Origin of the sequence: Maricaulis sp. W15 (genome assembly GCF_001924955.1) — a bacterium.
In the GTDB taxonomy this organism is placed as follows: Bacteria; Pseudomonadota; Alphaproteobacteria; order Caulobacterales; family Maricaulaceae; genus Maricaulis; species Maricaulis maris.
This window is the reverse complement of sequence record NZ_LQXG01000018.1, coordinates 75,393-101,265: the sequence shown is the minus strand read 5'-3', so window position 1 is coordinate 101,265 and position 25,873 is coordinate 75,393. Positions and strand designations below refer to the sequence as shown.

Below are 25,873 nucleotides of genomic sequence, written 5' to 3'. Positions count from 1 at the left end.
TCATGGGACGCATTCAACAAGCATTTCGCGGCGCGCTCCTGATGGACTTCTGGTCCGCCTTCGGACTGGGCATGCGCTATTTTTTCGCCAAGAAAGCGACGCTGAACTACCCGTTCGAAAAGGGTCCGCTCAGCCCGCGCTTCCGCGGCCAGCACGCGCTGCGTCGCTATGCCAATGGCGAAGAGCGCTGCATTGCCTGCAAGCTGTGCGAGGCGATCTGTCCGGCCCAGGCGATCACGATCGAGGCCGAGCCGCGCAGTGACGGCTCGCGCCGCACGACTCGCTACGACATCGACATGACCAAGTGCATCTATTGCGGTTACTGCCAGGAGGCATGCCCGGTCGATGCAATCGTGGAAGGCCCGAATTTCGAATTCGCTGCCGAGACCCGCGAAGAACTTTTCTACGACAAGGCAAAACTGCTCGAGAACGGCGATCGCTGGGAACGGGAAATTGCCAAGAACCTGGAACTCGACGCGCCTTACCGCTGATGCGGTGGGTGTGTCCGGGACGCATTTGAGAGGACGAGGGCACCATGCTCGCTAACCTGGCTTTCTGGGCCTTTTCCGGAGTGGCGATCTTTTCGGCCTTGATGGTCGTGATCGCGCGTAACCCGGTGCGGTCGGTCTTGTTCCTGATCCTGGCCTTCTTCTCGGCGGCCGGGCTCTTCGTGCTGCTCGGCGCCGAATTTCTCGCCATGCTGTTGATCGTTGTCTATGTCGGCGCGGTCGCGGTCTTGTTCCTCTTCGTCGTGATGATGCTGGATGTCGACTTCACCGAGCTGAAGCAGGGCTTTTTGAGCTATCTGCCATTGGGCGGGCTGGTCGCCATCATCCTGGCCGTCGAGCTGGGCATGATCGGCATGACCTGGCAGGCCTCCGACCAGGCGATGGCGCTGCGTGATGCGGCCATCCCTGAGGGCATGACCAATATCGAGGCGCTCGGCCTCGTGATCTACGACCAATATGTCTATTTCTTCCAGGCTGCGGGCCTTGTGCTGCTGGTCGCCATGATCGGCGCCATCGTGCTGACCCTGCGCCACAAGCCGGGCGTGCGTCGCCAGAGCGTGTCGGCCCAGGTCGGTCGCGATCGCAAGGACGCCGTGACCATGCATGATATCAAGCCGGGACAGGGGATTGGGGAATGATGGACGTCGGACTGGGACATTATCTCACCGTCGCCGGTGTGCTCTTCACCATCGGTGTCTTCGGCATTTTCGTGAACCGCAAGAATGTCATCATCCTGTTGATGTCGGTCGAGCTGATCCTGCTCTCGGTCAATATCAACCTGGTGGCCTTCTCGGCCTTCCTCGGCGATCTCGCCGGGCAGGTGTTCGCACTCTTCGTCCTGACCGTGGCGGCCGCTGAAGCGGCGGTCGGTCTGGCCATTCTCGTCGTCTATTTCCGCAACCGGGGTGATATCTCGGTTGAGGGCGTCAACCTGATGAAGGGCTAGGGGATCATGGCACCCATTATCGTCTTCGGGCCGCTCCTCGCATCGGCCTTTGCCGGCCTTCTGGGCAATCATGTCGGCCACCGTACGGCGCAGACCGTCACGACCTTCTTCGTGCTCTTGTCCTTCGTGCTGTCGGTGATCACCTTCTTCGACGTCACCTATGGCGGCAATGCCCAGACCATTCATCTGGCGACCTGGATGAGCGTCGGCGCGTTCGACGTCTCCTGGGCGATCAAGCTGGACAGTCTGTCAGCCGTGATGCTCGTCGTGGTGACCTCGGTCTCCTCGCTCGTTCACATCTATTCCTGGGGCTATATGGAGCACGACCCCCACCGGGCGCGCTTCTTCTCCTACCTGTCGCTCTTCACCTTCGCCATGCTGTCGCTGGTGACCGCCGACAACTTCCTCCAGCTCTTCTTCGGCTGGGAAGGTGTGGGACTGGCCTCCTATCTGCTGATCGGCTTCTGGTATAAGAAGAAGTCGGCTAATGATGCGGCCATCAAGGCCTTCGTGACCAACCGGGTCGGCGATTTCGGCTTTGCCCTGGGCATCATGGCGATCTTCCATGTCTTTGGCTCGGTGAGCTTCGACGACGTCTTCGCGGCTGTGCCCGAACACACCGATGCGGTGCTGGCCTTTGCCGGCATGGAGCTCAATGCGATCGAGTTGATCGCCTTCCTGCTCTTCATCGGCGCGATGGGCAAGTCGGCCCAGTTCTTCCTCCATGTCTGGCTGCCGGACGCGATGGAAGGCCCGACGCCGGTCTCCGCGCTGATCCACGCCGCAACGATGGTCACCGCCGGTGTCTTCCTGGTCTGCCGGGTTTTCCCGATCTTCGAGAATGCCGAGGCGGCTTCGGCCTTCGTGACGGTAATCGGTGCATCAACCGCGCTGTTCGCGGCGACGGTTGGTGTGGCGCAGAACGACATCAAGCGCGTGGTCGCCTATTCGACCTGTTCGCAGCTTGGCTACATGTTCTTTGCCGCCGGCTTGGGCCTCTATGGCGCCGCGATGTTCCACCTGTTCACGCACGCCTTCTTCAAGGCGCTGTTGTTCCTCGGCTCCGGCGCGGTCATCCACGGCGTCCACGACGAGCAGGACATGCGCAAGATGGGCGGCCTCTACAAGATGATGCCGATGACCTGGCTGATGATGCTCATCGGTACGGTCGCGCTGACCGGTGTCGGTTTCTCCTTCGGGGCCCTGGGCCTTCTGCCTTGGGATCTGGGCTTTGCCGGCTTCTTCTCCAAGGACGCGATCATCGAGGGCGCCTTCATGGCGGGCCGCGAAGGTGTCTTCTTCGGCATCCCGGCCTTCTGGATCGGCTGTGTCGCAGCCCTCCTGACGAGTTTCTACTCCTGGCGCCTGATCTTCATGACCTTCCACGGCAAATATCGGGGTCCCAAGGACGTTTACGATCACGCCCACGACCCGAAATTCGCCATGGCGATGCCGCTGGTCGTGCTGGCTGTCGGCGCGGTCCTGGCGGGCGGTCTCTTCAAGTCGGATTTCATCGGCGAGAATGCTGGTCATTTCTGGCACGACGCCGTCCCGGCCGCCTCGCACGGCCCGGCCGTTGCCGGTGATCACGCTGTGGCCGACAGCCAGGGTAACGACCATGCCGTGGCCGATGATCACGCCACCGAGACAAGCCATGATGCGCCGCCGTCACACGTGGCCGCGGATGCCCACGCCGTCGTCGATGATCACGCCGAAGAGGCCGAAGGCGATCATGGTGGCGGACATCACCCGCCGACATGGGTCTTGCTGTCGCCTTTCATCGCGACCCTTATCGGCTTTGCCATGGCGATCTGGTTCTACCTGGTCAATGAAGGCATGGGTGCCCGCATCGCGGCGCGTGGCGGTCCGTTGCATTCCTTCCTCTACAACAAGTGGTATGTCGACGAGATCTACCATTTCGTCTTCGTACGCGGTGCCAAGGCACTGGGTGACCTGTTCTGGAAAATCGGTGATGTGAAGCTGATTGACGGTCTCGGCCCCAACGGCGTCGCCGGCACGACGTTGGCGGCGGCGCGCCGCCTGGCCAAGGGTCAATCCGGTTTCCTCTATCACTACGCATTCGTCATGCTGATCGGCGTCCTGGGCTTCACGCTCTGGATCCTGATCGGGCAAGGGGGTCTTTAAATGTTCGGCGAATTTGAAGCCTTCCTGTCAATCCTGACCTTTGTCCCGGCGCTTGGTGCGCTGGTCATTGCGATCTTCCGGTTCACGGCCCGGTCCGAGGACCAGGGTCTGATCGACCGCAATTCGCGTTGGGTGGCTTGGCTGGCGACCATGGTGACGCTGGGCATGTCGATCCTGCTTTTGGCCAATTTCGACGCCGAAGCTACCGGCTTCCAGTTCGTGCATGAAGTGACCTGGCTCGAGCAAATCGGTCTGGGCTATCGCATGGGCGTGGATGGGCTGTCGGTTCTGTTCGTCGTCCTGACCGCTTTCCTGATGCCGCTCTGCATCATGGCGTCCGGCGCGATCAAGAATCGCGTTGCTGACTACATGATCGCCTTTCTGCTGCTGGAAACCCTGGTTATCGGCGTCTTCTGTGCGCTCGACTTGGTGCTCTTCTACATCTTCTTTGAAGGTGGTCTGATCCCGATGTTCCTGATCATCGGTGTCTGGGGCGGCCAGAACCGGGTCTATGCCGCGTTCAAATTCTTCCTCTACACCCTGCTCGGCTCGGTGCTGATGCTGGTCGCGATGATCGTCATGTTCCTGCAGGCCGGCACAACCGATATCACTGTGTTGCTGGAGACTGACTTCGCGCGTAATGCGCAAATGTGGATGTGGCTGGCCTTCTTCGCGTCATTTGCCGTGAAGATGCCGATGTGGCCGGTCCATACTTGGTTGCCCGACGCCCACGTCCAGGCCCCGACTGCGGGGTCGGTCATCCTGGCCGGCGTGCTGTTGAAGCTCGGCGGTTACGGCTTCCTGCGCTTTTCCTTGCCGATGTTCCCGGAGGCGAGCGCCTATTTCGCGCCGATGGTCTTCGTCCTGTCGATCATCGCCATCATCTACACCTCCCTGGTGGCCTTCCGGCAAACCGATATCAAGAAGCTGATCGCCTATTCCTCCGTCGCCCATATGGGCTTCGTGACGATGGGTCTGTTCGCGATGAACGAGACCGGTGTCCAGGGCGCCATCTTCCAGATGATTTCGCACGGCGTGATCTCCGGTGCGCTCTTCCTCTGCGTCGGTGTCATCTATGACCGGATGCACACGCGGGAAATCGCCTTTTATGGTGGACTGGTCCACAAAATGCCGGTCTTTGCGGCGATCTTCGGCCTGTTTGCGATGGCCAATGTCGGCCTGCCTGGCACGTCGGGCTTCGTCGGCGAGATCATGACCATGGTTGGTGCCTTCCAGGTCAATTGGTGGATCGCTACCGGTGCGGCAACCGGCGTCATCCTGTCAGCGGTCTACATGCTGACTGTCTATCGCGATGTCGTGTTCGGTGAGCTGACCAATCCCAAGCTCGAGACCATCACCGATATCAACCGGATGGAGTGGCTGATCTTCATCCCGCTCATCATCGGTACGCTGGTGCTCGGCCTGTTCTCGACCCTGATCACGGATGTGACGGCCACGGCCGTCGATCATCTGATTTCCAACTATGATGCGGCACTTGCCGCCTCAGCCCAGTAGGAGCAGCCAGTCATGACGGCGGACATGCTTTCCCACGACTTGTCGCTTCTGATCCCGGAACTTGTCCTGGCGGGCGGTGCGATGGCGCTGCTGATGCTTGGCGTTTTCCTCAAGGGTGATCGCACCGAGACCCTGGTCCAGTGGCTGGCCATCGGCCTTCTGGTCGCCGCCGGCCTGTCGGCACTTTTCCTGGTCAGCGGTGAGGGCACGGCCTTCAATGGCAGCTTCATCTTCGACAGCCTGGCCCGTTTCTCCAAGACCGCCATCGCGCTCGTCGCGGCGATCGCCATGCTGCTCGCCATGCCGTATCTGAAGGCCGAAAAGCTGGGCAAGATCGAATACCCGGTCCTGGTCACACTGGCCGTGACCGGCATGGTGATGATGGTGTCGGCCAATGATCTCATTGCCATGTATATGGGTATCGAGCTGCAATCGCTGGCGCTCTATGTGCTCGCCGCCTTTAACCGCGACAGCTTGCGCGCCTCGGAAGCCGGCCTGAAATATTTCGTGCTTGGTGCACTGTCGTCGGGACTGCTCCTTTATGGCGCTTCGCTGGTTTATGGCTTTGCTGGCTCCACCGGTTTCGCCGATATCGCCCTGGCGGTGCAAAGCGGCAGCAATGTCGGCCTCACGGTCGGGCTGGTCTTCGTGATCTGTGGTCTGGCGTTCAAGGTTTCGGCGGCTCCCTTCCATATGTGGACCCCGGACGTCTATGAAGGCGCACCGACGCCGGTCACCGCCTTCTTCGCGACGGCGCCGAAATTCGCCGCCATCGTGCTACTGGCCCGCGTGCTGATGGAGCCGTTTGGCGCCGTGGTGGAGCAGTGGCGGGATGTGATCTGGATCATCGCTGTCCTGTCGATGGCGGTGGGCGCCTTTGGTGCCCTGACCCAGCAGAACATCAAGCGCCTGATGGCCTATTCCTCGATCGGCAATATGGGATATGCGCTGGTCGCCGTGGCCGCTGCCAGCCAGACCGGGCTATGGGCATTGCTGGTCTTCATGACGCTCTACATGGTTGGCGTGATCGGCTCCTTCGCCGGTATCCTGTCAATGCGGACGCGTGAAGGCATGGTCGAGCAAATCTCCGACCTGGCCGGCCTGGCGCAGAAAAATCCGGGCCTGGGCTGGTCGATCACGGCCTTGATGTTCTCGATCGGCGGGCTGCCCTTCATGGTCGGCTTCTTCGGCAAATTCTTCGTCGTCTATGCCGCCGTCCAGGCCGACCTGATGATCCTCGCCGTACTCGCGGTGCTCTTCTCGGTGGTGGGCGCGGCCTATTATCTGCGCATCGTCAAGGTGATCTGGTTCGATACCTCAGAGGTCGAATTCGTGCCGTCGGCGGTCTCGACCTACTGGATTGCCCGCATTGCCGGCCTTGCGACGGTGCTGTTGCTGCCGGTGCTCGGCTGGCTGGTCTTCCGCGCCTATTCGGTCGGCCTGGCGCTGCTCTAGCGCCTTGCCCGACCTGCAACCCCGTATCGAATGGCTCGAGGAAACCGCCTCGACCAATGCCGATATCCGGGAGAGGGCCGTTGCCGGTGAGCGCGGCCCGCTCTGGCTGGCGGCGCGGCGGCAGACGGCGGGGCGTGGCCGGCGCGGGCGTGTCTGGTCCGGTCTGACCGGCAACCTCTTCACGACGGGCCTCTATACACTGCAGTGTGAGCCGGCGCGGGCCGCCGAATTATCCTTCGCCGCGGCGTTGGCGGTTGCGGCGGTATGCGACAGCGCTACCCGGGATCCGGCGCTCACGCGTCTCAAATGGCCCAATGATGCGCTCACGGGCGGTCGCAAGGTGGCGGGTATCCTGCTGGAAAGCGGGCCGGCGCCCGGCGGCGGTCTGTGGCTTGCCGTTGGTATCGGCATCAATCTCGCCGAGGCGCCGGATGATGCCGAGCGTCCGGCAACCGCTCTGGCGCGCCATGGCCGGACCTTGGCGCCGGATGACGCGCTTGTGACCTTGATTGACGCCTTCGAGCGCGAACGACAGGCTTGGCATTTGGCCGGCTTTGGACCGATCCGCGATCGTTGGCTGACCCGCGCTCACGGCCTCGGAGAGCGCTGTGAGGCGCGCCTGGAGGGCGAGACCGTCAAGGGCGTGTTCGCCGATCTTGGCCCTGATGGCGCGCTGCGACTGGACTTGGTTGGCGGCGGTCGCCGGTATATCTCCGCAGGTGATGTGTTTTTCCCCGGGCCGGGGATGAAAGGATAGCCATGCTGCTCGCCATTGATTGCGGCAATACCAATACGCTGTTCGCCATCCATGATGGCAGCGACTGGGTCGCCCAATGGCGCTCAGGCACCGACTCGACGCGCACGGCGGACGAGCATGCCGTGTGGCTGTCGCAATTGATGGCGCTGCAGGGGCGTGCCTTTTCCGACATTACTGACTGCGTGATTTCGACCGTCGTGCCGCAGGCCCTGTTCAATCTGCGCAACCTGTCGCGACGCTATTTCAGAACCGAACCGGTGATCGTCGGCGAGCCGGGCGTGCGCATGGATATCGAGGTCCGGCTCGAGCGGCCGCAGGATGCCGGTGCCGACCGCCTGGTCAACGCGCTGGGTGCGCGGGCGGTCTATGACGGCGCCCTGATCATCATTGACAGCGGCACTGCCACGACCTTTGACGTGATCGCAGCCGATGGCGCCTTTGAGGGTGGCATCATCGCGCCGGGGATCAATCTTTCGATGCAGGCGTTGCACGTTGCGGCCGCGAAACTGCCGCGCGTCGCCATCGCCAAACCCACCAGGGTGATGGGCAAGGATACAGTGTCGGCGATGCAGTCGGGCGTCTTCTGGGGCTATATCGACCTGATTGACGGGCTGGTACAGCGTCTCAAGACCGAGTACGCCCAACCCATGACCGTGGTCGCGACCGGCGGCGTCGTCTCGTTGTTTGACGGAGCCTCGAAAGCCATCGACCACTATGACGCGGATCTGACCATTCGCGGCCTTCTCGAAGTCTGGAAACTCAATGGCGGTGCCGATACGTGACCGATAGCCTCTACTTCCTGCCGCTGGGCGGATCGAACGAAATCGGCATGAACCTCAATCTCTACGGTTATGGGCCGCAGGGAAAACAAAAATGGATCATCGTTGATTGCGGCGTCACCTTCGGTGATCTGTCGACGCCCGGTGTCGATCTGATCATGCCCGATCCCCGTTTCATCGAGGAACGTCGTGATGACCTGATCGGCATGGTGCTGACCCATGCCCATGAAGACCATATGGGGGCCGTCGCCCATCTCTGGCGCAAGCTGCGCTGCCCGATCTGGGCAACGCCCTTCACCGCTTGGCTGGTGCGTGACAGGCTCCGGGAATACGGTTTGCTGGACGAGGTCGAACTGCACGAGATCGCACTCGACAGCCGCTTCAATCTCGGCCCGTTCGACCTGCAACTGGTGACCCTGACCCACTCGATTCCGGAACCGAACGGGATCGCCATCCGCACCCCGGCCGGCATGGTCCTGCACACCGGCGACTGGAAAATCGACCCGGCGCCGATGATCGGCGAGGTCACTGACGGCGACGCCATTTCCGCCATTGGCGATGAAGGCGTGCTGGCAATGATTTGCGACAGCACCAATGTGTTCTCGCCGGGCGAGAGTGGCTCGGAGGGCGATGTCCGTGACGAGCTGATCAAGGTGGTCGGCGAGCACAAGACCGGCAAGGTCGCCATCGCGGCTTTCGCCTCCAATGTCGCGCGCCTGCAATCCTCGATCGAGGCCGCCGAAGCCAATGGGCGCCGGGTTTGTCTGGTCGGGCGCTCGATGCACCGCATGACGGCGGCCGCCAAGGCGGTCGGTCTGCTGCAGCACGTCCAGGACTTCATCAGCGAAGAGGAGGCGGGCTTCCTGCCGCCGGAAAAAATCCTCTATCTGTGCACCGGCTCCCAAGGCGAGCCCCGCGCCGCCCTGTCGCGCATTGCCGCCGGCAATCACCGCAATGTCTCGCTCAGCAACGGCGATACGGTGATCTTTTCCAGCCGGGTGATTCCGGGCAATGAGCTGGGCATTTTCGAGCTGCAGAACCAGCTCGCCGAGCGCGGTGTCCACATCATCACCGAGAAGACCCGGCCGATCCACGTCTCCGGCCATCCCTGCCGCGACGAGCTGGCGCAGATGTATGCGTGGGCCAAGCCGAAAGTCGCCATCCCGGTGCATGGCGAGCGCCGTCACCTGCTCGAACATGCCGATTTTGCCCGTGAGCTGCAGGTGCCGCACGCGGTCTCGGTGCGCAATGGCGACATGGTCGAAATCCGGTCGGACGGGACGGCTTCCATCATTGATGAGGCACCGGCCAGCCGGCTTCATGTCGACGGCAATTTCCTGGTGGATGCCGGTGCGGCCTCGATGCGTGAACGCCGCAAGCTGGCCCATGCCGGCCAGGTAACCCTGGCGATGGCCGTCAGCGAGAAGGGCGAGATCATGTCCGGTCCGGAAGTGCGTCTGCAGGGCGTGCCGGAGGATGCCGAAACATCGCTTGATGATTTTGCCGATGCCATGGCCGACGAGGCCGAGCGCGCCTTCGAGCGCCTGTCCAAACGCGATCGCCGCGATGTGGAACTGGCCGAGGAAGAGGTCCGCCGCGCGGTCCGGCGCGAGGCAAGCCGGATCTGGGGCAAGAAACCCTGGGTCGAGATCATGATGCTGGAAGTCTGACCAAGGGAGATCGTCGATGAAAATCGGACGTTTGAACCATGTTGGCGTGGCCGTCCCTGATATCGAGGCGGCCAAGAAAACCTATGCCGATCTCTACGGCGCCCGTGACGCCACCGAGACGAAGGATTTCCCGCATCTGGGCGTGAAGGTGGCCTTCGTCCATCTCGACAATTCCGAGATCGAGCTGATCGAACCGTCCGGCGAGACGAGCCCGCTTCACAAATTTCTCGAGCGCAATCCCAAGGGTGGTCAGCACCATCTCTGCTTCGAGGTCGCCGATATCATCGCTGCCCGCGATGACATGGTGGCCAAGGGCGCGACCGTTCTCGGCACGGGCGAGCCCTATATCGGGGCGCATGGCGTGCCGGTGATCTTCATCCACCCCAAGGACAGCCATGGCCAGTTGATCGAGCTGATGCAGGAGCCGGCGCGATGAAACGCTATATTGGTTATCTGCCGGTCGCCATCGCCGCCATTCTTTGGCTCAAGGGCTTCTTCATCCGCGATGGCGGGGTCGGAGTCATCAATGGTCTGGTGGTTTTCCTGATCGTCTGGTGGCTGTTCTTCTTCATGATGCTGCCGATCGGTGTGCGGTCACAGGAAGAGGCCGGCGATGTCGTCTCCGGCTCCGAGCCGGGGGCGCCACAGGCCCCGAACCTGGCCCGCAAAATGTGGTGGACCACGATCGTGACTTCGATCGCCTGGATTCTCTATTTCGCGATCACCGAGAGTGGTGTGATGGCGCAATTCATGCCGACCCGGTTCTACTGAGACACGGATTTGACAGCAGGGCATCCGGACCGGGGAGCGAGCCGGAGGCCGACCATTGAGGGGACATTCAATGACCGACAGTTCGCAACAGGCCGGTGGCAAACGTCGCGGCGCCTTCACCCGTTTTCTTGATGGTGTGGAATGGCTGGGCAATCTCCTGCCTCACCCGGTGACGCTGTTCGCCCTTCTGGCAGTCGGTATCGTGCTGTTGTCCGGCCTGCTGGGTTCGTTCGGTCTGGCCGTTGAAGACCCGCGACCGGCCGGCGGACGTGGTGTCGCAGAAGACGGCATGATCCGGGTGGTCAGCCTTATGAATGGGGACGGTGTTCGCCGGATTTGGACCAGTCTCGTCACCAATTTTACCGGCTTCGCGCCGCTTGGCGTTGTCCTGGTGGCGATGCTGGGAGTCGGTGTGGCCGAGAAGTCCGGCCTGCTGTCAGCGGCGGTTCGCGCCATGGTCCTGTCGGCGCCGCGCCATGTCGTCACGGTCGCCATCGTGTTTGCCGGGATTATCTCCAACACGGCGTCCGAGGTTGGCTATGTCGTTCTGATCCCGCTCGCCGGCGCAATCTTCTATGCGCTCGGACGTCATCCCTTGGCGGGCATGGCGGCGGCCTTTGCCGGTGTGTCCGGCGGCTATAGCGCCAATCTCCTCATTGGGACGATTGATCCGCTGCTGGCTGGCATCACCCAGGAAGCCGCCCGCCTGATCGATCCGGACTATGTCGTGGTCGCGACGGCCAACTGGTATTTCATGTTCGTCTCCACCTTCCTGATCACCGGCATCGGGTCGCTGGTCACGATCTTCATCGTCGAGCCGAAACTGGGCGATTACGATCCGTCGCGGGCCGACGACACGGTGCTCGACAAGAACATGATGCAGCCGCTGCAGGACACAGAGCGCAAGGGGCTTGGCTGGGCCGGTCTTGCCATTCTCGGCGTCTTTGCCCTGATGGCGCTGACCCTCGTTCCCGAGTGGGGCGTATTGCGCAATCCTGAAACCGGCGACCGCATCAACTCGCCCTTCTTCCGTGGCTTCGTGGTCTGGATCCTGATCTTCTTCGTGGCGGGCGGCTATGCCTATGGCCGCGCGACGGGTTCAATGAAGACTGATCGCGACGTCATCAACGCGATGGCGGCGGCACTTGGCTCGCTCGGTCTCTATATCGTCCTGGTCTTCTTTGCCGCCCAGTTCGTCGCTTTTTTCGGCTGGACCAATCTCGGTGCCATCACGGCGGTGACAGGCGCCCAATTCCTGCAGGACAGCGGGCTGACCGGACCGCTGGTCTTCTTCCTCTTCATCCTGATGTGTGCGGTCATCAACCTGTCGCTCGGCTCCGCCTCGGCCCAGTGGGCCGTGACGGCGCCGATCTTCGTGCCGATGCTGATGCTGATCGGTTATGCCCCGGAAGTGATCCAGGCGGCCTACCGGATCGGGGACTCAACGACCAATATCATCACGCCCATGATGAGTTATTTCGGCCTCATCCTCGCCTGGGCGACGCGCTATGACCGTAACCTCGGGGTCGGCACGCTGATTGCGATGATGTTGCCGTATTCGATCTTTTTCATATTGTTCTGGTCCGGCTTCTTTTTCCTGTGGACGTTCGGATTTGACCTGCCGGTTGGGCCCGGCTCGCCGACCTATTATCCGGCCGGCGAGTAGCCCCGGGGGCGCTAGCTTCGATTGACCCGCGCCGCAAAGCACCCGTGCGCGGCATTGTGGACGTCGATATAGGCGACGTCCTCGCGGGCCAGGGCAGTCTGGATCTTGCTGGTCGGGTCACCATCCAGCGACAGGTCGGCGCCGACCAGCATGCCGGTCTCGTCAAATAGGCGCAGGGCGAGGGGGCGGCCGCGCATCACCGGCGGAATTTCGTCGTGATAGCGGGCGGCTTCCCTGGCATTTTTTCGAACATAAATCGCATAACTGCTGCGATAGGGTGTTCCAGCCGAATGGCTCTCATAATTGAGCAGGAGCAGGTCTTCGCCCGGTTCGGCATCTTCCAGGGTGACCCGGCAGGGAAAGCCCGGCTTGGCGTTCGCGGTCGTGCGGACGATCCCGCGGGCGGCGAGGGTTTTATCGTCGAGGCTGAAGAGGGGCGTGAAGGCGTCCGGTGCGAGGCCGGTGATCGTGAAGGGCATGGCAAGTCTCCGCGTGATTTGACGTCGGCACGCTGCCGCGTTCGGCCGGCGGCGCCCACCCGTTACTTGCGATAGGACCGCGAGGTGCCGCGGCACGTGGTAGTTTGCGCGTGCGGGGACAAAGGTGCATGCCGATTTTGCGATCACATTTCGTATCAGGACTTGCCAAGCGGCTCGATATGACAGACGTTCGTGTTGTGAACATTGTTCACCAATTCGCGTTGCGCTATCAAGGAACAACGCAAGACACGTTTGGTCGCTCCTGGGGAGGAAACGCGCCATGGCATCGCTTCGCGATCTATATCCGATGCAGGACATCGACAAGAACTGGTCGGTGCCGGAACAATTCAACGCCACTTTCGACTTTGAGTATGACGAAGGTCGCTCGACCCTCATGCACCTGTACCAGAAGGGCAAGGACATGCAGTGGGATGCGGTCAATCGCATCGACTGGACGCTCGAGTTGGACCCGGAAAACCCGATGCAGCTGCCTGATGAAGGCATCGCGCTGCACGGCTCTCCGATGTGGGAGAAAATGACGAAAAAGGAACAGATCGCGTTCCGCCGTCATGCCCAGGCCTGGAATATCTCGCAATTCATGCAAGGCGAGCAGGCTGCTTTGATCTGCGCTGCCAAGATCGTCGAATCAGTGCCCGATCTCGACGCCAAATTCTACGCCGCCACCCAGGTCATGGACGAGGCCCGCCATGTTGAGGCCTACAAGAATCTGATGACCAAGTTCGGCGTCGCCTATCCGATGACCGAACCGCTGCGCCAACTGGTCGACCAAGCCCTGCGCGACAGCCGCTGGGACTTTACCTATCTGGCCATGCAGGTCGTCATTGAAGGCCTGGCCCTGGCCGCCTTCGGCACGATCCGTGATCTGGCCCAGAATCCGTTGGCCAAGATGGTCAATGCCTATGTGATGGAAGACGAGGCGCGCCATGTTGCCTTCGGTCGCCTGTCACTGCGCGACTATTATCCCCACCTGACCCAGGCCGAGCGCGACGAGCGCGAGGAATTCCTGGTCGAGGCCTGCTACCACATGCGCGACCGCTTCCAGGCGCGGGAAGTCTATGAAGTCATGGGCCTGCCGGTGGAAGAATGCGTCGCCTGGGCCGAGCAGTCGGAAATGAACAAGCTGTTCAAGACCTTGCTGTTCCAGCGCATCGTACCGGTGGTGAAGGATATCGGCCTGTGGGGTCCGAAAATCCAGGCCGCCTATGCCGATATGGGCGTGCTGCATTATGCCGACCAGGATCTCGACGCCCTGGCCAAGCAGGACGAGGAAATCGCTAGGGAGCTCGACACCGTCAAGCACCAGGACGTGCGCACAGCCTATGTGCATGCGGTAGGTGGCATGGCCGAGTAGGCCGGACCGGCTCACACACAGTATCCCGGACTTGGGGCCTCGCATTGCGCGGGGCCCTTTTCTTTTGGGGATCAGACTCCGTCGACATCCATGGCGCTATGCACAACTGCGAGCACGTCAATACCGTTATCGCGGATGCGATAGAAAACAATGTGCGCATTGTGGCGGAATGACCGCGAACGATCGGCGACGTCATTGCGTGCACGCCCGGTCGTCGGGTGTTCCGCGAGCCAGCTGAAGCGGGCGTCCAAGCTGCGCAGATAACTCTGACATTGCGCATGGCCCCACTTCTGCGTGGTGTAGCGGGCGATGGCTTTGAGATCTGCAACGGCGCGCGGCGTAAGCCGCACACGTTGTGTCATGCCTCTCGCCCAGCCTCGGCGATGATGGCTTCGATATCGTAGTGATCAATGAAGGCTTCCTGGTCCGCTTCGCCAAGGCCTTCTCGGACATGGCGTTGCAGGGCAGCAAGTCGTGCGCCGCGTCCTTCGAGTTCTCGCAGGGCAGCCCGCACGACTTCACTGGCGGTGCCATAGCGACCGCTTGCGACCTCATCCCGGATGTAGGATTCCCAGTAGGGGCCGAGGGAGAGGCTGGTTGATGCCATGATTGTGCTCCTGGATATTCAAAATGAATATAGCGGCAACTTGGCCAAGCGACCAGTGAAAACCGGGCGCGCTTGCGCGCGTTGGGCCATAGACCGCTTGTTAGCCAGCGGGCCGCATCCGTGTCTTCAGGTCAAGGGCGCCGCAGGCGCCGCTTCGCGGACAAGTCCCTTGAGCTGAAGACACGGATGCGGCTTTCTCTCGGCAAGCGATTTATGGATGGCCTCGCGCGGCGCGCCCTTAGTTGAGTTGTGGCGCCAGCCTCCACCCCCTCAACTCTCCCCAAACGCATAGGGCGAGGCCCTCAGCTGGTGCGGATCCATGGTCAGCTTTCTGTTGAGCGGCGGGAAGGCGCGCTGGGCACAGTCTTCGCGTTCGCACAGGCGGCAGGCGAGGCCGATCGGGGCGGGGCGGGCGTCGCCCATCCCGTCTGCGTGGGCGATCTTGCCGGCATTGTCCCAATCACAGCCCAAGGCAATCGCGTGCAGGGTTGGCGGCTGGCCGGTCGGGCCTTGCGTCGACTGGCCGCGGGCGAGCGACAGCATGCGGGTGCCGTCGGGCAGTTCGAAGGACTGGGTCAGGATACGCTCGGGCAGGCGCAAGGCATCGTAGAGATTCCATTTCGGGCAGCCGCCGCCGGCGCGGGCAAAGGGCATGATGCCGCCGCCGAAGCGCTTGGAGACATTGCCCGCCGCATCGACGCGGATCATGAAGAAGGGCAGGCCGCGCGCGCCGGGGCGTTGCAGTGTCGTCAGGCGATGACAGACCTGTTCATAGCTGGCTTCGAAGCGGCGTTGCAGCACGCCGAGATGATAGCGATGGGTCTCGGCGGCGCGGTGGAAGGCGGCATAGGGCATTTGTACGGCGCCGGCGAAGTAGTTCGCGAGGCCGATCTTCAGCAGGCGCCGGCCTTCGGCGCTGGGCAGGTCGATCTGGTCACACAGGCGGTCGAGCAGCTCGGCCTGTTCCAGCGAGGCCAGTACGACCGCCATGTGAAAGCCGCGCGAGGCGGGGGCGAGTGTTTCCGACAGGAGCAGCCGACGGCCGTGAAAATCGAGGCGCCGCCGCGCCCCGGCCATCACCTCTTCATCAAGCACACGCACCGTGAAGCCATGCTGTTCCTGCAGATAGGCGGCCAGCGCCTGGTCGCGATTGCGGCTGCGCAGCCCGGCCCGGTCGCACAGGGCCTCGGCGGCCTCTTCGAGATCCGGGAAGTGATTATGATGGGCGTCGATGGCATTGCGCACCGATTCCAGCACCGCCCCGGGACCGCCGGTCGTCGCACCGGGGCCAGACATGCGGGTCGCCATGTCAGCGGTCGCGGTCGCCATTTCGCGATAGGATTGGAACAGGCGGGTGAGGGCCTCGGCGGCGCGCGGCTGGCTGTCGGCCAGCTCGTTGAGCTCCATCCGGTCCAGCTCCAGACCGGCAAGGACCGGGTCGGCGGCGGCTTCGGCCAGGTCGGCGATCAATTGCCGATCGCTCTCATTGGCAAAGCTGCGGACATCGACATCGAAGGCTTCGGCCAGGGCCAGCAGTACCCGCGCGGTGACCGGTCGCTGATTGCGTTCCAGGAGGTTGAGATAGCTCGCCGACAGGCCCAGCGCCTCGGCGGCCTCGGCCTGGGTCATGCCGCGTTCGCGCCGCAAACGGCGCAGGCGGGCGCCGGCGAAGATTTTCTCGAAAGCCTGGTTGTCGCTCATGATTTGTACCAATATTTACAAACTGACATCAACACAATGTAATGATCATACACGCAAACCTCTTTATAGGAAAAGCCATATCGACAGGCCCCGTTCCGTTTGACAGCTTGAGGTCAATATCAAGCCAGCCAAACCGGCCAAGCCGGAACGGAGACAAAAATGACGACTTTTGCGGAACTGGTCCCCAACACGGCCGATGATCGTTTCAACGGTATCGAGCGTCCCTACTCCCCCGAAGATGTGCAAAAGCTGCGCGGCTCGGTCACCATCAGCCAGACCTTGGCCGAGCGCGGTGCCAACAAGCTGTGGGAACTCCTCAAGACCGAGCCCTACATCAACGCTCTGGGCGCGCTGTCGGGCAACCAGGCCATGCAAATGGTCCGCGCCGGGCTGAAAGCCATCTACCTGTCCGGTTGGCAGGTTGCCGCCGACGCCAATACCGCCGGCACGATGTATCCGGACCAGTCGCTCTATCCGGCCAATTCGGCCCCGGAACTGGCCAAGAAGATCAATCGCGCCCTGCAACGCGCCGACCAGATTGAAGTCAGCGAGACCGGCGAAGCCAGCCGTGACTGGTTTGCCCCGATCGTTGCCGATGCTGAAGCCGGTTTTGGTGGCACGCTGAACTGCTTTGAGATCATGAAGGCCTTCATCGAGGCCGGTGCTGCCGGCGTCCATTTCGAGGACCAGGTCGCGGCGGAAAAGAAGTGTGGCCATCTCGGCGGCAAGGTCCTGATCCCGACCAGCCAGCATGAGCGCAATCTCGCTGCGGCCCGTCTCGCCGCCGACGTGATGGGTGTCTCGACGATCACGGTTGCCCGGACAGACGCCGAATCTGCCAATCTCATCAATTCCGATATCGACGAGCGCGACCATGAATTCATCGATTTCGATGCCGGACGGACGCCGGAAGGCTTTTTCCGCCTGAAGGAAGGCGTTGGCGTTGATCACTGCATCAAGCGTGGCCTGGCCTATGCCAAGATCGCCGACCTGTTGTGGTGGGAAACCTCCAAGCCGAATCTCGACGAAGCCCGCCGTTTCGCCGAGGCGATCCAGAAGGAATTCCCGGGCAAGATGATGGCGTATAATTGCTCGCCGTCCTTCAACTGGGAAGCCAATCTCGATAAGGCCACGATCGAAACCTACCAGCAGGAACTCGGCGCCATGGGCTACAAGTTCCAGTTCGTGACCCTGGCCGGCTTCCACCAGCTCAATCACGGCATGTTCGAACTGGCTCGCGGCTACAAGTCGCGCGGCATGGGCGCCTATTCCGAGTTGCAGCAGGCCGAGTTTGCTTCGGAAAAAGACGGCTACACCGCGACGCGCCACCAGCGCGAAGTCGGCACCGGCTATTTCGACAAGGTCTCGCTCGCCATTTCCGGCGGCACGGCCTCGACGACGGCCATGGGTGAGTCCACCGAGTCGTCCCAATTCGCAGCCGAGTAACGCCACACTCACTGCTCCTTGCCGGGGTGCGATCCCTCCGAGCGCACCCCGGTCTTCTCTCCGCCCCATCCAGGAGACTGACATGACCCTCATTGCCCCTTCCGGCGTCGAAGTCCTGGGCCATCTTGAGCCCGGCTATCGCGACATTCTCAGCCATGAAGCCCTCGGCTTCCTGGCCGGCCTGCACCGCCGTTTCGAAAAGCGTCGCCAGTCCCTGCTGCGCTATCGCAAGGAGCGCCAGGCCGAACTCGACCAGGGTGCCTTGCTGATGTTCCCGCACGAGACCGTCGATATCCGTTCGGGCGAATGGAAGGTCCGTCCGGCCCCTGCCGACCTGCAGGACCGCCGCGTCGAGATCACCGGCCCGGTGGATCGCAAGATGGTCGTCAATGCGCTCAATTCCGGCGCCAAATGTTTCATGGCCGATTTCGAGGATGCGACCGCACCCTTGTGGTCGAATCTGATCGAGGGCCAGATCAATCTGCGCGATGCCAATCTGCGCGACATCGATTTCACCGATCCGAAGAATAACAAGCGTTACCAGGTCAAGGATGATGCGGCAGTGCTGATCGTCCGTCCGCGCGGCTGGCATCTCGACGAGCGCCATGTCCATGTCAACGGCCAGGCCATTTCCGGCTCACTGTTCGATTTCGGCCTCTATGTCTTCCACAATCACGCGGCCCTGAAGGAACGCGGCACGGCGCCGTATTTCTACCTGCCCAAGCTGGAAAGCCGGCTGGAAGCGCGTCTGTGGAGCCTGGTCTTTCAGCATGCCGAGGATGAACTCGGCCTGGAGCGTGGCACGCTGCGCGCCACCGTGCTGATCGAGACCCTGCCGGCCGCCTTCGAGCTGGATGAAATCCTCTACGAGCTGAAAGACCATATCGTCGGCCTCAATTGCGGCCGTTGGGATTATATCTTCAGCTATATCAAGCGCTTGAAGTCACGCCCCGACCATGTCCTGCCGGATCGGTCTGCCGTGACGATGAGCGTGCCCTTCATGGCTGCCTATTCGCGCCGTGTGGTGGCGGTCTGTCACCGCCGTGGTGCCCACGCCATGGGCGGCATGTCGGCCTTCATCCCGGTCAAGAATGATCCGGAAGCCAATGCCGCCGCGACCGAGAAGGTCCGTGAGGATAAGCTGCGCGAAGTCAAGAATGGGCATGACGGCACCTGGGTCGCTCACCCGGACCTGGTCCCTGTCGCGATGGAAGTCTTCAACCAGCACATGAAGGGCCCGAACCAGCTGGAGCGTCCCGCCGATCCGCATGAGCGTCCGGTGACCACGCAGCAATTGCTCGAGGCTCCGGCCGGCGACATCACCGATGCCGGCGTCAACGACAATATCGACGTCGCCATCCGCTATATTGCCGCTTGGCTGGGTGGTCGCGGTGCCGTGCCGATCCGCAATCTGATGGAAGATGCCGCGACGGCCGAGATCGCCCGCGCCCAGCTCTGGCAATGGCGCACATTCGGCAAGTCGACCGCCGAAGGTGTCGAGCTGACCGGCCCGATGCTGGGGAACAAGATCGAGGATATCTGTTCCTCGATCCAGGACGAGGTGCCGGACCAGGCCGAGCTGTGCGACCGTATCCGTGCTGCTGCCGACATCCTCACCGAGTTGGTCCTGTCGACCGAGTTCGCCGAATTCCTGACCCTGCCGGCCTATGACCGGCTGACCTCGGAACTCAAGGCGCCGATGAAGCTGATGGAATTCGAGGACTAGTCAAACAATGAGCTGATGACGGTTGGTCGTCTCAGGCGCGGGGTTCGGGTGAGGTCGAAAAGACCGGCCCGGGCCCCGCATTTCGTTTAACCGGTGACGCTCGGCGCTCCCGGCATCCGATAACCGCACAGATCCGCCAGCTTCCAGCCCGTGGCGGTCTGTTCGAAACGACAGGTCATGTAATCGCCGCGATAAGTGCCCCAGGGCAGGGGCGCGTCGGCCAGCGGGGTTTCCACCGGCGGGGCGACCCGGTCATGGGCGCGCTGCGGATAGACCAGGATCTGGCGCGAGGCTTCCGTCGCCACAAAGCCCGGATCGTCGAAAATGCACAATGGGGGTTGGCTCAGCATGCCGGTGACCGTGCCGCGCGTATTGCCGTCACTGCCCCAGACATGGCTGCGCACCATCGGATCGCGCGAGATGAAGGCGTTTTGCAGCAGGCCCGGCGCCATCGCGTCGGCGACCGCGGTTTCATTGTGGCTGATGATCGCGGAGAAGGCCGCCATTTCGTAGGTCATCGGCGCCCGACACATGGGAACCGTTTCTGTCGCACAGGCTGACAGACCCAACACGGCGGTGGTGGAGGCAAGCGCTAAAACACGTTTCATCGATTCTTCCGGTTTGCGATCAGGTCGTCTACGACGCCCGGGTCGGCCAGTGTAGACGTGTCACCGAGATTGCCAAACTCGTTCTCGGCGATTTTGCGCAGGATGCGGCGCATGATCTTGCCGGACCGCGTCTTGGGAAGGGCGGGCGCGAACTGGATCAGGTCCGGTGTCGCGACGGGACCGATTTCCTGGCGCACCCATTTTTTCAACAGGTCGACATCGCCATCGGCTGGTTCGCGGCCACCCATCAGCGTGACATAGCAATATATGCCCTGACCCTTCACATCATGCGGATAGCCGACCACGGCGGCTTCCGCGACATCGTCATGGGCGACCAGTGCGCTCTCGATCTCGGCCGTACCCAGACGGTGGCCGGAGACATTGAGCACATCATCGACCCGGCCGGTGATCCACCAATATCCGTCCTCGTCTCGGCGGGCGCCGTCACCGGTGAAATAATAGCCGGGATAGGTAGAGAAATAGGTTTCCACGAAGCGGTCGTGATCGCCGTAAATTGTCCGCGCCTGACCTGGCCATGACTGGCAAATGACCAGATTGCCGCTGGCCGCGCCACTGTCGCTGACGCGCTGGCCTTCTGCATCCATCAGGGCGGGTTCGACCCCGAAGATCGGTGTGGTGGCAGAGCCGGGCTTGAGATCGGTCGCGCCGGGCAGGGGCGTGATCAGCGCACCGCCCGTCTCGGTCTGCCACCAGGTGTCCACGATCGGGCAGCGGGCCTCACCGACCACGTTGTAATACCAGTTCCAGGCTTCCGGATTGATCGGTTCGCCGACCGTTCCGAGCAGGCGCAGCGAGGCGCGGGCGTGCTTCTTCACCGGCTCATCGCCTTCGCGCATCAGGGCGCGGATGGCGGTCGGGGCGGTGTAGAAAGTGTTGACCTGGTGCTTGTCGACGACCTGCCACAAGCGGTCCGGACCGGGCCAGGTCGGCACGCCTTCGAACATCAGCGTGGTGGCGCCATTGGCGAGTGGTCCGTAGACGATATAGGTGTGGCCGGTGACCCAGCCGACATCAGCCGTGCACCAATAGATTTCGCCCTTTTTGTAGTCGAAGACATATTCATGCGTCATCGACGCCCAGACCATGTAGCCGCCGGTGGTGTGCAACACGCCCTTGGGCTTTCCGGTCGAGCCGGAGGTGTAGAGGATGAAGAGCGGATCCTCGGCTTTCATCGGTTCGGGCGGACAATCAGGACTGGCCGCAGCGACCAGGCTCTCATAAGCGACATCGCGGCTGTCATCCCAGCCGACAGTGCCGCCGGTGCGCTTGACCATGATCACCTTGTCGACAATGCCGGCGGTCGCCACCGCCTTGTCGACATTGGCCTTCAGCGGGATCGGCTTGCCGCCGCGCAGACCTTCATCCGCTGTGATGACGAAGCGGCTTTCGCAATCGGTGATGCGCCCGGCCAGGGCGTCCGGAGAGAATCCGCCGAACACCACCGAATGCACCGCGCCGATGCGGGCGCAGGCCAGCATGGCATAGGCCGCCTCCGGGATCATCGGCATGTAGATCGTGACCCTGTCACCCTTTTTCACGCCGATGGATTTGAGTCCGTTGGCGAGGCGGCAGACCTGTTCGTGCAACTGGCCATAGGTGATGGTGGCATCGACGGCCGGGTCATCGCCCTCCCAGATGATGGCGGTATCGTCGGCGCGTTCGGGCAAGTGCCGGTCGATACAATTGGCCGAGGCGTTCAGCGTGCCGTCGGCGAACCAGCGGATGTGCAGGTCGGCCTTGTTCCAGCTGACGTCCGAGATCTCGGTGAAGGGGGTCATCCAGTTGATCCGCTGCGCCTCCTCCCGCCAAAAATCATCGGGCGTCTCGATTGAGCGGCGATACATGTCGGCATAGCGTGCGGCATCAATGCCGGCGGTCGCGGCACGATCGGCGGGGACCGGGAATAGGGCGTTCGGATCGGTGTGGGACATGGTCGGGCTCCGCGCGGGTCAGCACTTCAGGGTCGCCGAACGATAGCGATTCAGACCGCACTGGCAATCAGACCAATTCAATCCATCACAGGTCGTCCTTGTCTGGCATCATCCCTTCCGCCCGCAAGGTGGTTTTCGGGTCGAGCGTGCGCATGGCAGCGTAGTGCGAGAGGAAAACCTCGCCGGACAGCTCGTCAAAGAAGCCAGCGTCGATCAGCTTGTCGGCGACTGGTCCCTTGACCTCCGAGAGGTGAAGTCGGACGCCGGCATCGGACAGTCGTGAATTGATCGCGCGCAGGCTGCCCAGCGCGCTGGCGTCGACGAAGTTGACGGCCGGAAACAAGAGGACGAGATCGGTCGGGCGGCTTTCGCGGGCCAGGATGTCGCCAGCCAGCGATTCCAGGAATCGGGCATTGGCAAAATAGAGGGCTTCATCGATCCGCAGCGAGACCACATGCGGTGAGCAGATCACCTCATGCCGGTTGATATTGCGGAAATGGTGGGTGCGTGGCACTTGGCCGACCTCGGCCCAATGTGGTCGCATGGTTCGTTGCAGCACCAGGCCGACTGACAAGGCGACGCCCAGTGTCAGGCCTATCTCAACACCCAAGAATAAAACCCCGACCAGGGTCAGAAAGGCCGCAGCCCCGTCGGCATGGGAGAATTTCCAAGCGTGCCACGCGTCCTGGAAATTCGCCATGCGCCAGATTGCAGCGAGAATGGTGGCGGCGAGGGCGGCCTTGGGCAGGTGGTAGAAAAGTGGCGTCAGGAAGACGGCCACGAGCAGGATGATGATCGCCGTGAACACGCCGGCCAGCGGGGTTTCGGCGCCGGCGCTCTCATTGACCACCGAGCGGGCAAACCCGCCGGTTACCGGATAGCCGCCGGTCAACGCCGAGGCGGCATTGGCGGCCCCAAGGCCCAGTAATTCGCGGTTCGGCTCGATTGTCTCACGGCGCCGGGCCGCCAGTGACTGGCCGACTGATACGCTCTCGACAAATCCGACCAGGGAGATCAGGGCGGCCGGTCCGATCAGGGCGCGCCAAGTTTCCAGCGGCACAAGCGGGAAGGCAAGCGGCGGCAATCCCGACGGCAATTCTCCGACAATCGCCAACCCAGCCCGTTCATTGAGGCCGAGCGTCCACGCCGCCAATGCTGTCAGGGCCACCAGTGCTGCCGGTGCTGCGCGGGTCAGCGAGGTGACGAGTCCATCGGCCATGCCAGACCGCTTGAGCAATTGGGGCAGGAGGGAGCGGGCGCCGATCAGGAAAGCAAGGCTGATTAGCCCGACAAGGAGCGCGACTGCGTTGATTCCGTCAAACTCGTGCGCAAAGGAGACGATCAGCTCGGGAATGGTCGCGCCTTCCATTGATACGCCGAGGAAATGACGCAGCTGGCTGGCGATGATCAGTACCGTCGATGCGGTGATGAAGGCTTCGACCACCGGACGAGACAGGAAGTTGGCGACACTGCCAAGGCGCAAGACGCCGAAGAGCAGGAGAAAGGCGCTCGACAGGAGGGCGAGGGCCCCCGCTGCGGCCATGATTTCAGCAGGATTGGTGAGCCCAAGCGAACCGATGGCCGCCGCTGTCATCAGCGAGATCACCGCCACCGGGCCGACCGCGAGGACCCGGCTCGACCCGAACAGGGCATAGGCGATCAGCGGCGCGATCGAGGCATAGAGCCCGGCCTGCGGCGGCAGCCCGGCGAGCAGGGCGTAGGCCAGACTCTGCGGGATCAACAGGACGGCCGTGACCAGGCTGGCCAAACCGTCCCGGGTCAGCTGGGTCCGGCGATAGCCGTCCAGCCATTCCAATCCGGGCAAGAAACGACGCAGGACCTTCAACATCTCACAGCGCATCCAACGGAAGCTTGAGATAGCGCGTGCCATTATCTGCCGGCGGCGGCAGGTTGCCGGCGCGCATATTGACCTGGACCGAGGGCAGGATCAGGCGCGGCATGCTCAATTCCTTGTCGCGAGCGGTGCGCATCGCCACAAATTCGTCCTCGGTGATGCCGGCATGGACATGGATATTGCCCGCCTTTTGTTCGGCCACCGTGGTTTCCCAAGCGTAGTGGTCCCGCCCCGGCGCCTTGTAGTCGTGGCACATATAAAGCCGGGTTTCGTCGGGCAGGGCGAAAATCTTTTGGATCGAGGTGTAGAGGCTCCGGGCATCGCCGCCGGGAAAATCGCAGCGAGCGGTCCCGAAGTCGGGCATGAAAAGCGTGTCGCCGACAAAGGCAACATCGCCGACATGATAGACCATGCAGGCTGGCGTATGGCCCGGCGTATAGATCGCTTCGGCTTCAATGGAACCGATCTTGAAGCGCTCGCCATCCTTGAACAAATGCCCGAATTGCGAGCCGTCGCGGGCGAAGTCCGGCTCGGCGTCAAACAGGTCGCCGAACACTGCCTGGACATGGGTGACATGCGAGCCGATGCCGATCCGGCCCCCGGTTTCGCGCGCCAGATAGGGCGCGGCAGAGAGATGGTCGGCATGGACATGGGTTTCCAGAACCCAGTTGACGGTCAACCCTTCGCGGCGAATGTGCTCAAGCAGGCGATCGGCGGACTGGGTCGAGGTGCGGCCGGAAGCCGGGTCGAAATCGAGGACCGAGTCAATGATGGCGGCCTGCTTGGTCATCGGGTCGGAGACGACATAGCTGACGGTGAAGGTGTCTTCGTCGAAGAAGGCCTTGACGGTTGGGGTCTGGGTCATGAGTTCGGCCTTTCCTGTTGCCGAATGGGATCGCGTTGAGACCTTCATATAATATATTTGCAAAACTATGCAAGTACGATTATATAGATCGCAACGGCCCACATCCGGGCATCAACACTCGATGGAAGATCACTATGACAGACCACAAGGATTTTGAACCAGCCGAGGTGCAGGCCGGGCTCGAGGCCGGCCGCTATCTCTTGGTGGACGTGCGTGAAGCCGGCGAGTTTGCAGACGAACGCATTCCCGGCGCAATCTTGGCGCCGCTGTCGGGCTTCAAGCCGGACTGCCTGCCGCGCGGCGACGACCGCGAGATCATCCTGCACTGCAAGTCGGGCGGCCGTTCCGGGCGGGCGCTGCAGATGTGCCGCGAGGCTGACATAAAGGTCGCCGGCCATGTGAAGGGCGGAATTCTCGGCTGGAAGGCCAGCAAGCTGCCGACACTGCGTGCAGAAGATGCGCCGACCGGCATGACCATCCAGCAGGCGGTCATGGCGATGGCGTCTTTCCTGGTGCTCGTCTCTATCGGCCTGTCGCTGGTTTTCTCGCCCTGGTTCCTGGTCCTCGGGGCCGGCGTCAGCGCCATGTTGCTGCAAGCGAGCTTCACCGGCTTCTGTCCGGCCAGCTCGGTCTTCGCCAGTCTCGGTTTCCGGCCGGGCTAAGCCGCTGCGCCGTCTTCCGGCGCGCAGTAGGTCGCATAAAGCGCCGACATCACCGTCGCAATCCGCGCATCGGCCAGGCCATAATAGATGGTCTGGCCGTCACGCCTGGTTGAGACGAGGCCCTTGTTGCGCAGGATGGCCAATTGCTGCGACATCGCCTGGTCGCGCATGCCGAGCGCTTCGGCCAGCTCGCCGACCGAGCGCTCCTTTTCCATCATCGCACACAGGGCCAAAAGGCGGTTGGGGTGGGCCAGCGTCTTCATGAGATCGGCGACGGTCTCGGCCATCGGCTTCATGTCATCATATTGCATTGGCTGACCCGGTAGTTGCGTAGCTTCGCAACTATATAGGGGAGGACCTGTCATCCGCAATCATCGGGCCATGCTG

The 25,873-nt window shown here is 62.3% G+C and carries 25 protein-coding genes; 16 read left to right on the top strand and 9 right to left on the bottom strand.

Translation table 11 applies throughout. The annotated features are described in order from the left end of the window. Positions 1 to 2 precede the first annotated feature (2 nt). The 12 genes from nuoI to AWH62_RS11705 all read left to right on the top strand — a co-directional run bounded on the left by nuoI (position 3) and on the right by AWH62_RS11705 (position 12,213). Positions 3 to 491 (top strand): NADH-quinone oxidoreductase subunit NuoI, encoded by a 489-nt coding sequence (gene nuoI, locus AWH62_RS11760; protein WP_011643302.1) that lies wholly within the window; start codon positions 3 to 5, stop codon positions 489 to 491. 44 nt (positions 492 to 535) lie between these two features. Continuing rightward, positions 536 to 1,147 (top strand): NADH-quinone oxidoreductase subunit J, encoded by a 612-nt coding sequence (locus tag AWH62_RS11755; protein WP_075190697.1) that lies wholly within the window; start codon positions 536 to 538, stop codon positions 1,145 to 1,147. Then, positions 1,147 to 1,455, top strand: a complete 309-nt coding sequence (gene nuoK, locus AWH62_RS11750; protein ID WP_075190696.1) for an NADH-quinone oxidoreductase subunit NuoK — start codon at positions 1,147 to 1,149, stop codon at positions 1,453 to 1,455. The genes AWH62_RS11755 and nuoK overlap by 1 nt, the downstream gene beginning before the upstream one ends. Positions 1,456 to 1,461: 6 nt before the next feature. Next, entirely contained in the window at positions 1,462 to 3,600 is a 2,139-nt protein-coding gene (nuoL, locus tag AWH62_RS11745; protein ID WP_075190695.1) for an NADH-quinone oxidoreductase subunit L, read from the top strand. After that, a complete protein-coding gene (locus tag AWH62_RS11740) occupies positions 3,601 to 5,115 on the top strand; it encodes an NADH-quinone oxidoreductase subunit M (RefSeq protein WP_075190694.1) in 1,515 nt (504 codons plus the stop codon). Between the two features lie 12 nt (positions 5,116 to 5,127). Then, positions 5,128 to 6,570, top strand: a complete 1,443-nt coding sequence (gene nuoN, locus AWH62_RS11735) for an NADH-quinone oxidoreductase subunit NuoN (protein ID WP_075190693.1) — start codon at positions 5,128 to 5,130, stop codon at positions 6,568 to 6,570. 4 nt (positions 6,571 to 6,574) lie between these two features. Beyond that, complete coding sequence (locus AWH62_RS11730; protein WP_075190692.1) at positions 6,575 to 7,327, top strand: biotin--[acetyl-CoA-carboxylase] ligase; 753 nt, start codon at positions 6,575 to 6,577, stop codon at positions 7,325 to 7,327. A gap of 2 nt (positions 7,328 to 7,329) precedes the next feature. Next, entirely contained in the window at positions 7,330 to 8,109 is a 780-nt protein-coding gene (locus AWH62_RS11725; RefSeq protein WP_075190691.1) for a type III pantothenate kinase, read from the top strand. 47 nt (positions 8,110 to 8,156) lie between these two features. Beyond that, complete coding sequence (locus AWH62_RS11720) at positions 8,157 to 9,776, top strand: ribonuclease J (protein ID WP_369823715.1); 1,620 nt, start codon at positions 8,157 to 8,159, stop codon at positions 9,774 to 9,776. 16 nt (positions 9,777 to 9,792) lie between these two features. Beyond that, positions 9,793 to 10,212 (top strand): methylmalonyl-CoA epimerase, encoded by a 420-nt coding sequence (mce, locus tag AWH62_RS11715; protein ID WP_075190689.1) that lies wholly within the window; start codon positions 9,793 to 9,795, stop codon positions 10,210 to 10,212. Next, positions 10,209 to 10,547, top strand: coding sequence for a DUF1467 family protein (locus AWH62_RS11710; protein WP_083635167.1), 339 nt, complete (start codon positions 10,209 to 10,211; stop codon positions 10,545 to 10,547). Before mce ends, AWH62_RS11710 begins: the two co-directional genes overlap by 4 nt. Positions 10,548 to 10,617: 70 nt before the next feature. After that, positions 10,618 to 12,213 carry an AbgT family transporter gene (locus AWH62_RS11705; protein ID WP_075190688.1) on the top strand — a complete coding sequence of 532 codons (1,596 nt, stop codon included), beginning with the start codon at positions 10,618 to 10,620 and terminating at the stop codon, positions 12,211 to 12,213. 11 nt (positions 12,214 to 12,224) lie between these two features. On the opposite strand, the gene AWH62_RS11700 is transcribed toward AWH62_RS11705, so the two are convergent. Further along, positions 12,225 to 12,692 (bottom strand): DUF1203 domain-containing protein, encoded by a 468-nt coding sequence (locus AWH62_RS11700; protein ID WP_075190687.1) that lies wholly within the window; start codon positions 12,690 to 12,692, stop codon positions 12,225 to 12,227. 280 nt (positions 12,693 to 12,972) lie between these two features. On the opposite strand from AWH62_RS11700, the gene AWH62_RS11695 reads away from it, so the two are divergent. Next, positions 12,973 to 14,064: a ferritin-like domain-containing protein gene (locus tag AWH62_RS11695; protein WP_075190686.1), complete on the top strand. Its 1,092-nt coding sequence runs from the start codon at positions 12,973 to 12,975 to the stop codon at positions 14,062 to 14,064. Between the two features lie 71 nt (positions 14,065 to 14,135). Here AWH62_RS11695 and AWH62_RS11690 read toward each other — a convergent pair whose 3' ends face one another. The 3 genes from AWH62_RS11690 to AWH62_RS11680 all read right to left on the bottom strand — a co-directional run bounded on the left by AWH62_RS11690 (position 14,136) and on the right by AWH62_RS11680 (position 16,372). Beyond that, positions 14,136 to 14,426: a type II toxin-antitoxin system RelE/ParE family toxin gene (locus AWH62_RS11690; RefSeq protein ID WP_075190685.1), complete on the bottom strand. Its 291-nt coding sequence runs from the start codon at positions 14,424 to 14,426 to the stop codon at positions 14,136 to 14,138. Then, a complete protein-coding gene (locus AWH62_RS11685) occupies positions 14,423 to 14,671 on the bottom strand; it encodes a type II toxin-antitoxin system ParD family antitoxin (RefSeq protein ID WP_075190684.1) in 249 nt (82 codons plus the stop codon). Before AWH62_RS11685 ends, AWH62_RS11690 begins: the two co-directional genes overlap by 4 nt. A gap of 270 nt (positions 14,672 to 14,941) precedes the next feature. Further along, positions 14,942 to 16,372: a short-chain fatty acyl-CoA regulator family protein gene (locus tag AWH62_RS11680; protein WP_075190683.1), complete on the bottom strand. Its 1,431-nt coding sequence runs from the start codon at positions 16,370 to 16,372 to the stop codon at positions 14,942 to 14,944. A 159-nt stretch (positions 16,373 to 16,531) separates the two neighbouring features. On the opposite strand from AWH62_RS11680, the gene aceA reads away from it, so the two are divergent. After that, the gene (gene aceA / locus AWH62_RS11675; protein ID WP_075190682.1) at positions 16,532 to 17,818 is read left to right on the top strand and encodes an isocitrate lyase; all 1,287 of its coding nucleotides are present in this window, start codon (positions 16,532 to 16,534) and stop codon (positions 17,816 to 17,818) included. An 82-nt stretch (positions 17,819 to 17,900) separates the two neighbouring features. Then, positions 17,901 to 19,544, top strand: coding sequence for a malate synthase A (gene aceB / locus AWH62_RS11670; protein WP_075190681.1), 1,644 nt, complete (start codon positions 17,901 to 17,903; stop codon positions 19,542 to 19,544). An 86-nt stretch (positions 19,545 to 19,630) separates the two neighbouring features. Here the strand turns inward: aceB and AWH62_RS11665 are convergent, their stop codons facing one another. The 4 genes from AWH62_RS11665 to AWH62_RS11650 all read right to left on the bottom strand — a co-directional run bounded on the left by AWH62_RS11665 (position 19,631) and on the right by AWH62_RS11650 (position 24,824). Continuing rightward, a complete protein-coding gene (locus tag AWH62_RS11665; RefSeq protein ID WP_143743032.1) occupies positions 19,631 to 20,152 on the bottom strand; it encodes a hypothetical protein in 522 nt (173 codons plus the stop codon). Next, positions 20,149 to 22,104 (bottom strand): acetate--CoA ligase, encoded by a 1,956-nt coding sequence (gene acs, locus AWH62_RS11660; RefSeq protein WP_075190679.1) that lies wholly within the window; start codon positions 22,102 to 22,104, stop codon positions 20,149 to 20,151. The genes AWH62_RS11665 and acs overlap by 4 nt, the downstream gene beginning before the upstream one ends. A gap of 85 nt (positions 22,105 to 22,189) precedes the next feature. After that, entirely contained in the window at positions 22,190 to 23,953 is a 1,764-nt protein-coding gene (locus AWH62_RS11655) for a SulP family inorganic anion transporter (protein ID WP_075190884.1), read from the bottom strand. Between the two features lies 1 nt (position 23,954). Then, positions 23,955 to 24,824, bottom strand: coding sequence for an MBL fold metallo-hydrolase (locus AWH62_RS11650; RefSeq protein WP_075190678.1), 870 nt, complete (start codon positions 24,822 to 24,824; stop codon positions 23,955 to 23,957). A gap of 134 nt (positions 24,825 to 24,958) precedes the next feature. Here AWH62_RS11650 and AWH62_RS11645 point away from each other — a divergent pair, with 134 nt between their 5' ends. After that, positions 24,959 to 25,486, top strand: a complete 528-nt coding sequence (locus AWH62_RS11645) for a rhodanese-like domain-containing protein (protein WP_075190677.1) — start codon at positions 24,959 to 24,961, stop codon at positions 25,484 to 25,486. Here AWH62_RS11645 and AWH62_RS11640 read toward each other — a convergent pair. Then, complete coding sequence (locus tag AWH62_RS11640; protein WP_075190676.1) at positions 25,483 to 25,797, bottom strand: metalloregulator ArsR/SmtB family transcription factor; 315 nt, start codon at positions 25,795 to 25,797, stop codon at positions 25,483 to 25,485. The two genes, AWH62_RS11645 and AWH62_RS11640, sit on opposite strands and share 4 nt — an antisense overlap. Positions 25,798 to 25,873: the final 76 nt, after the last annotated feature.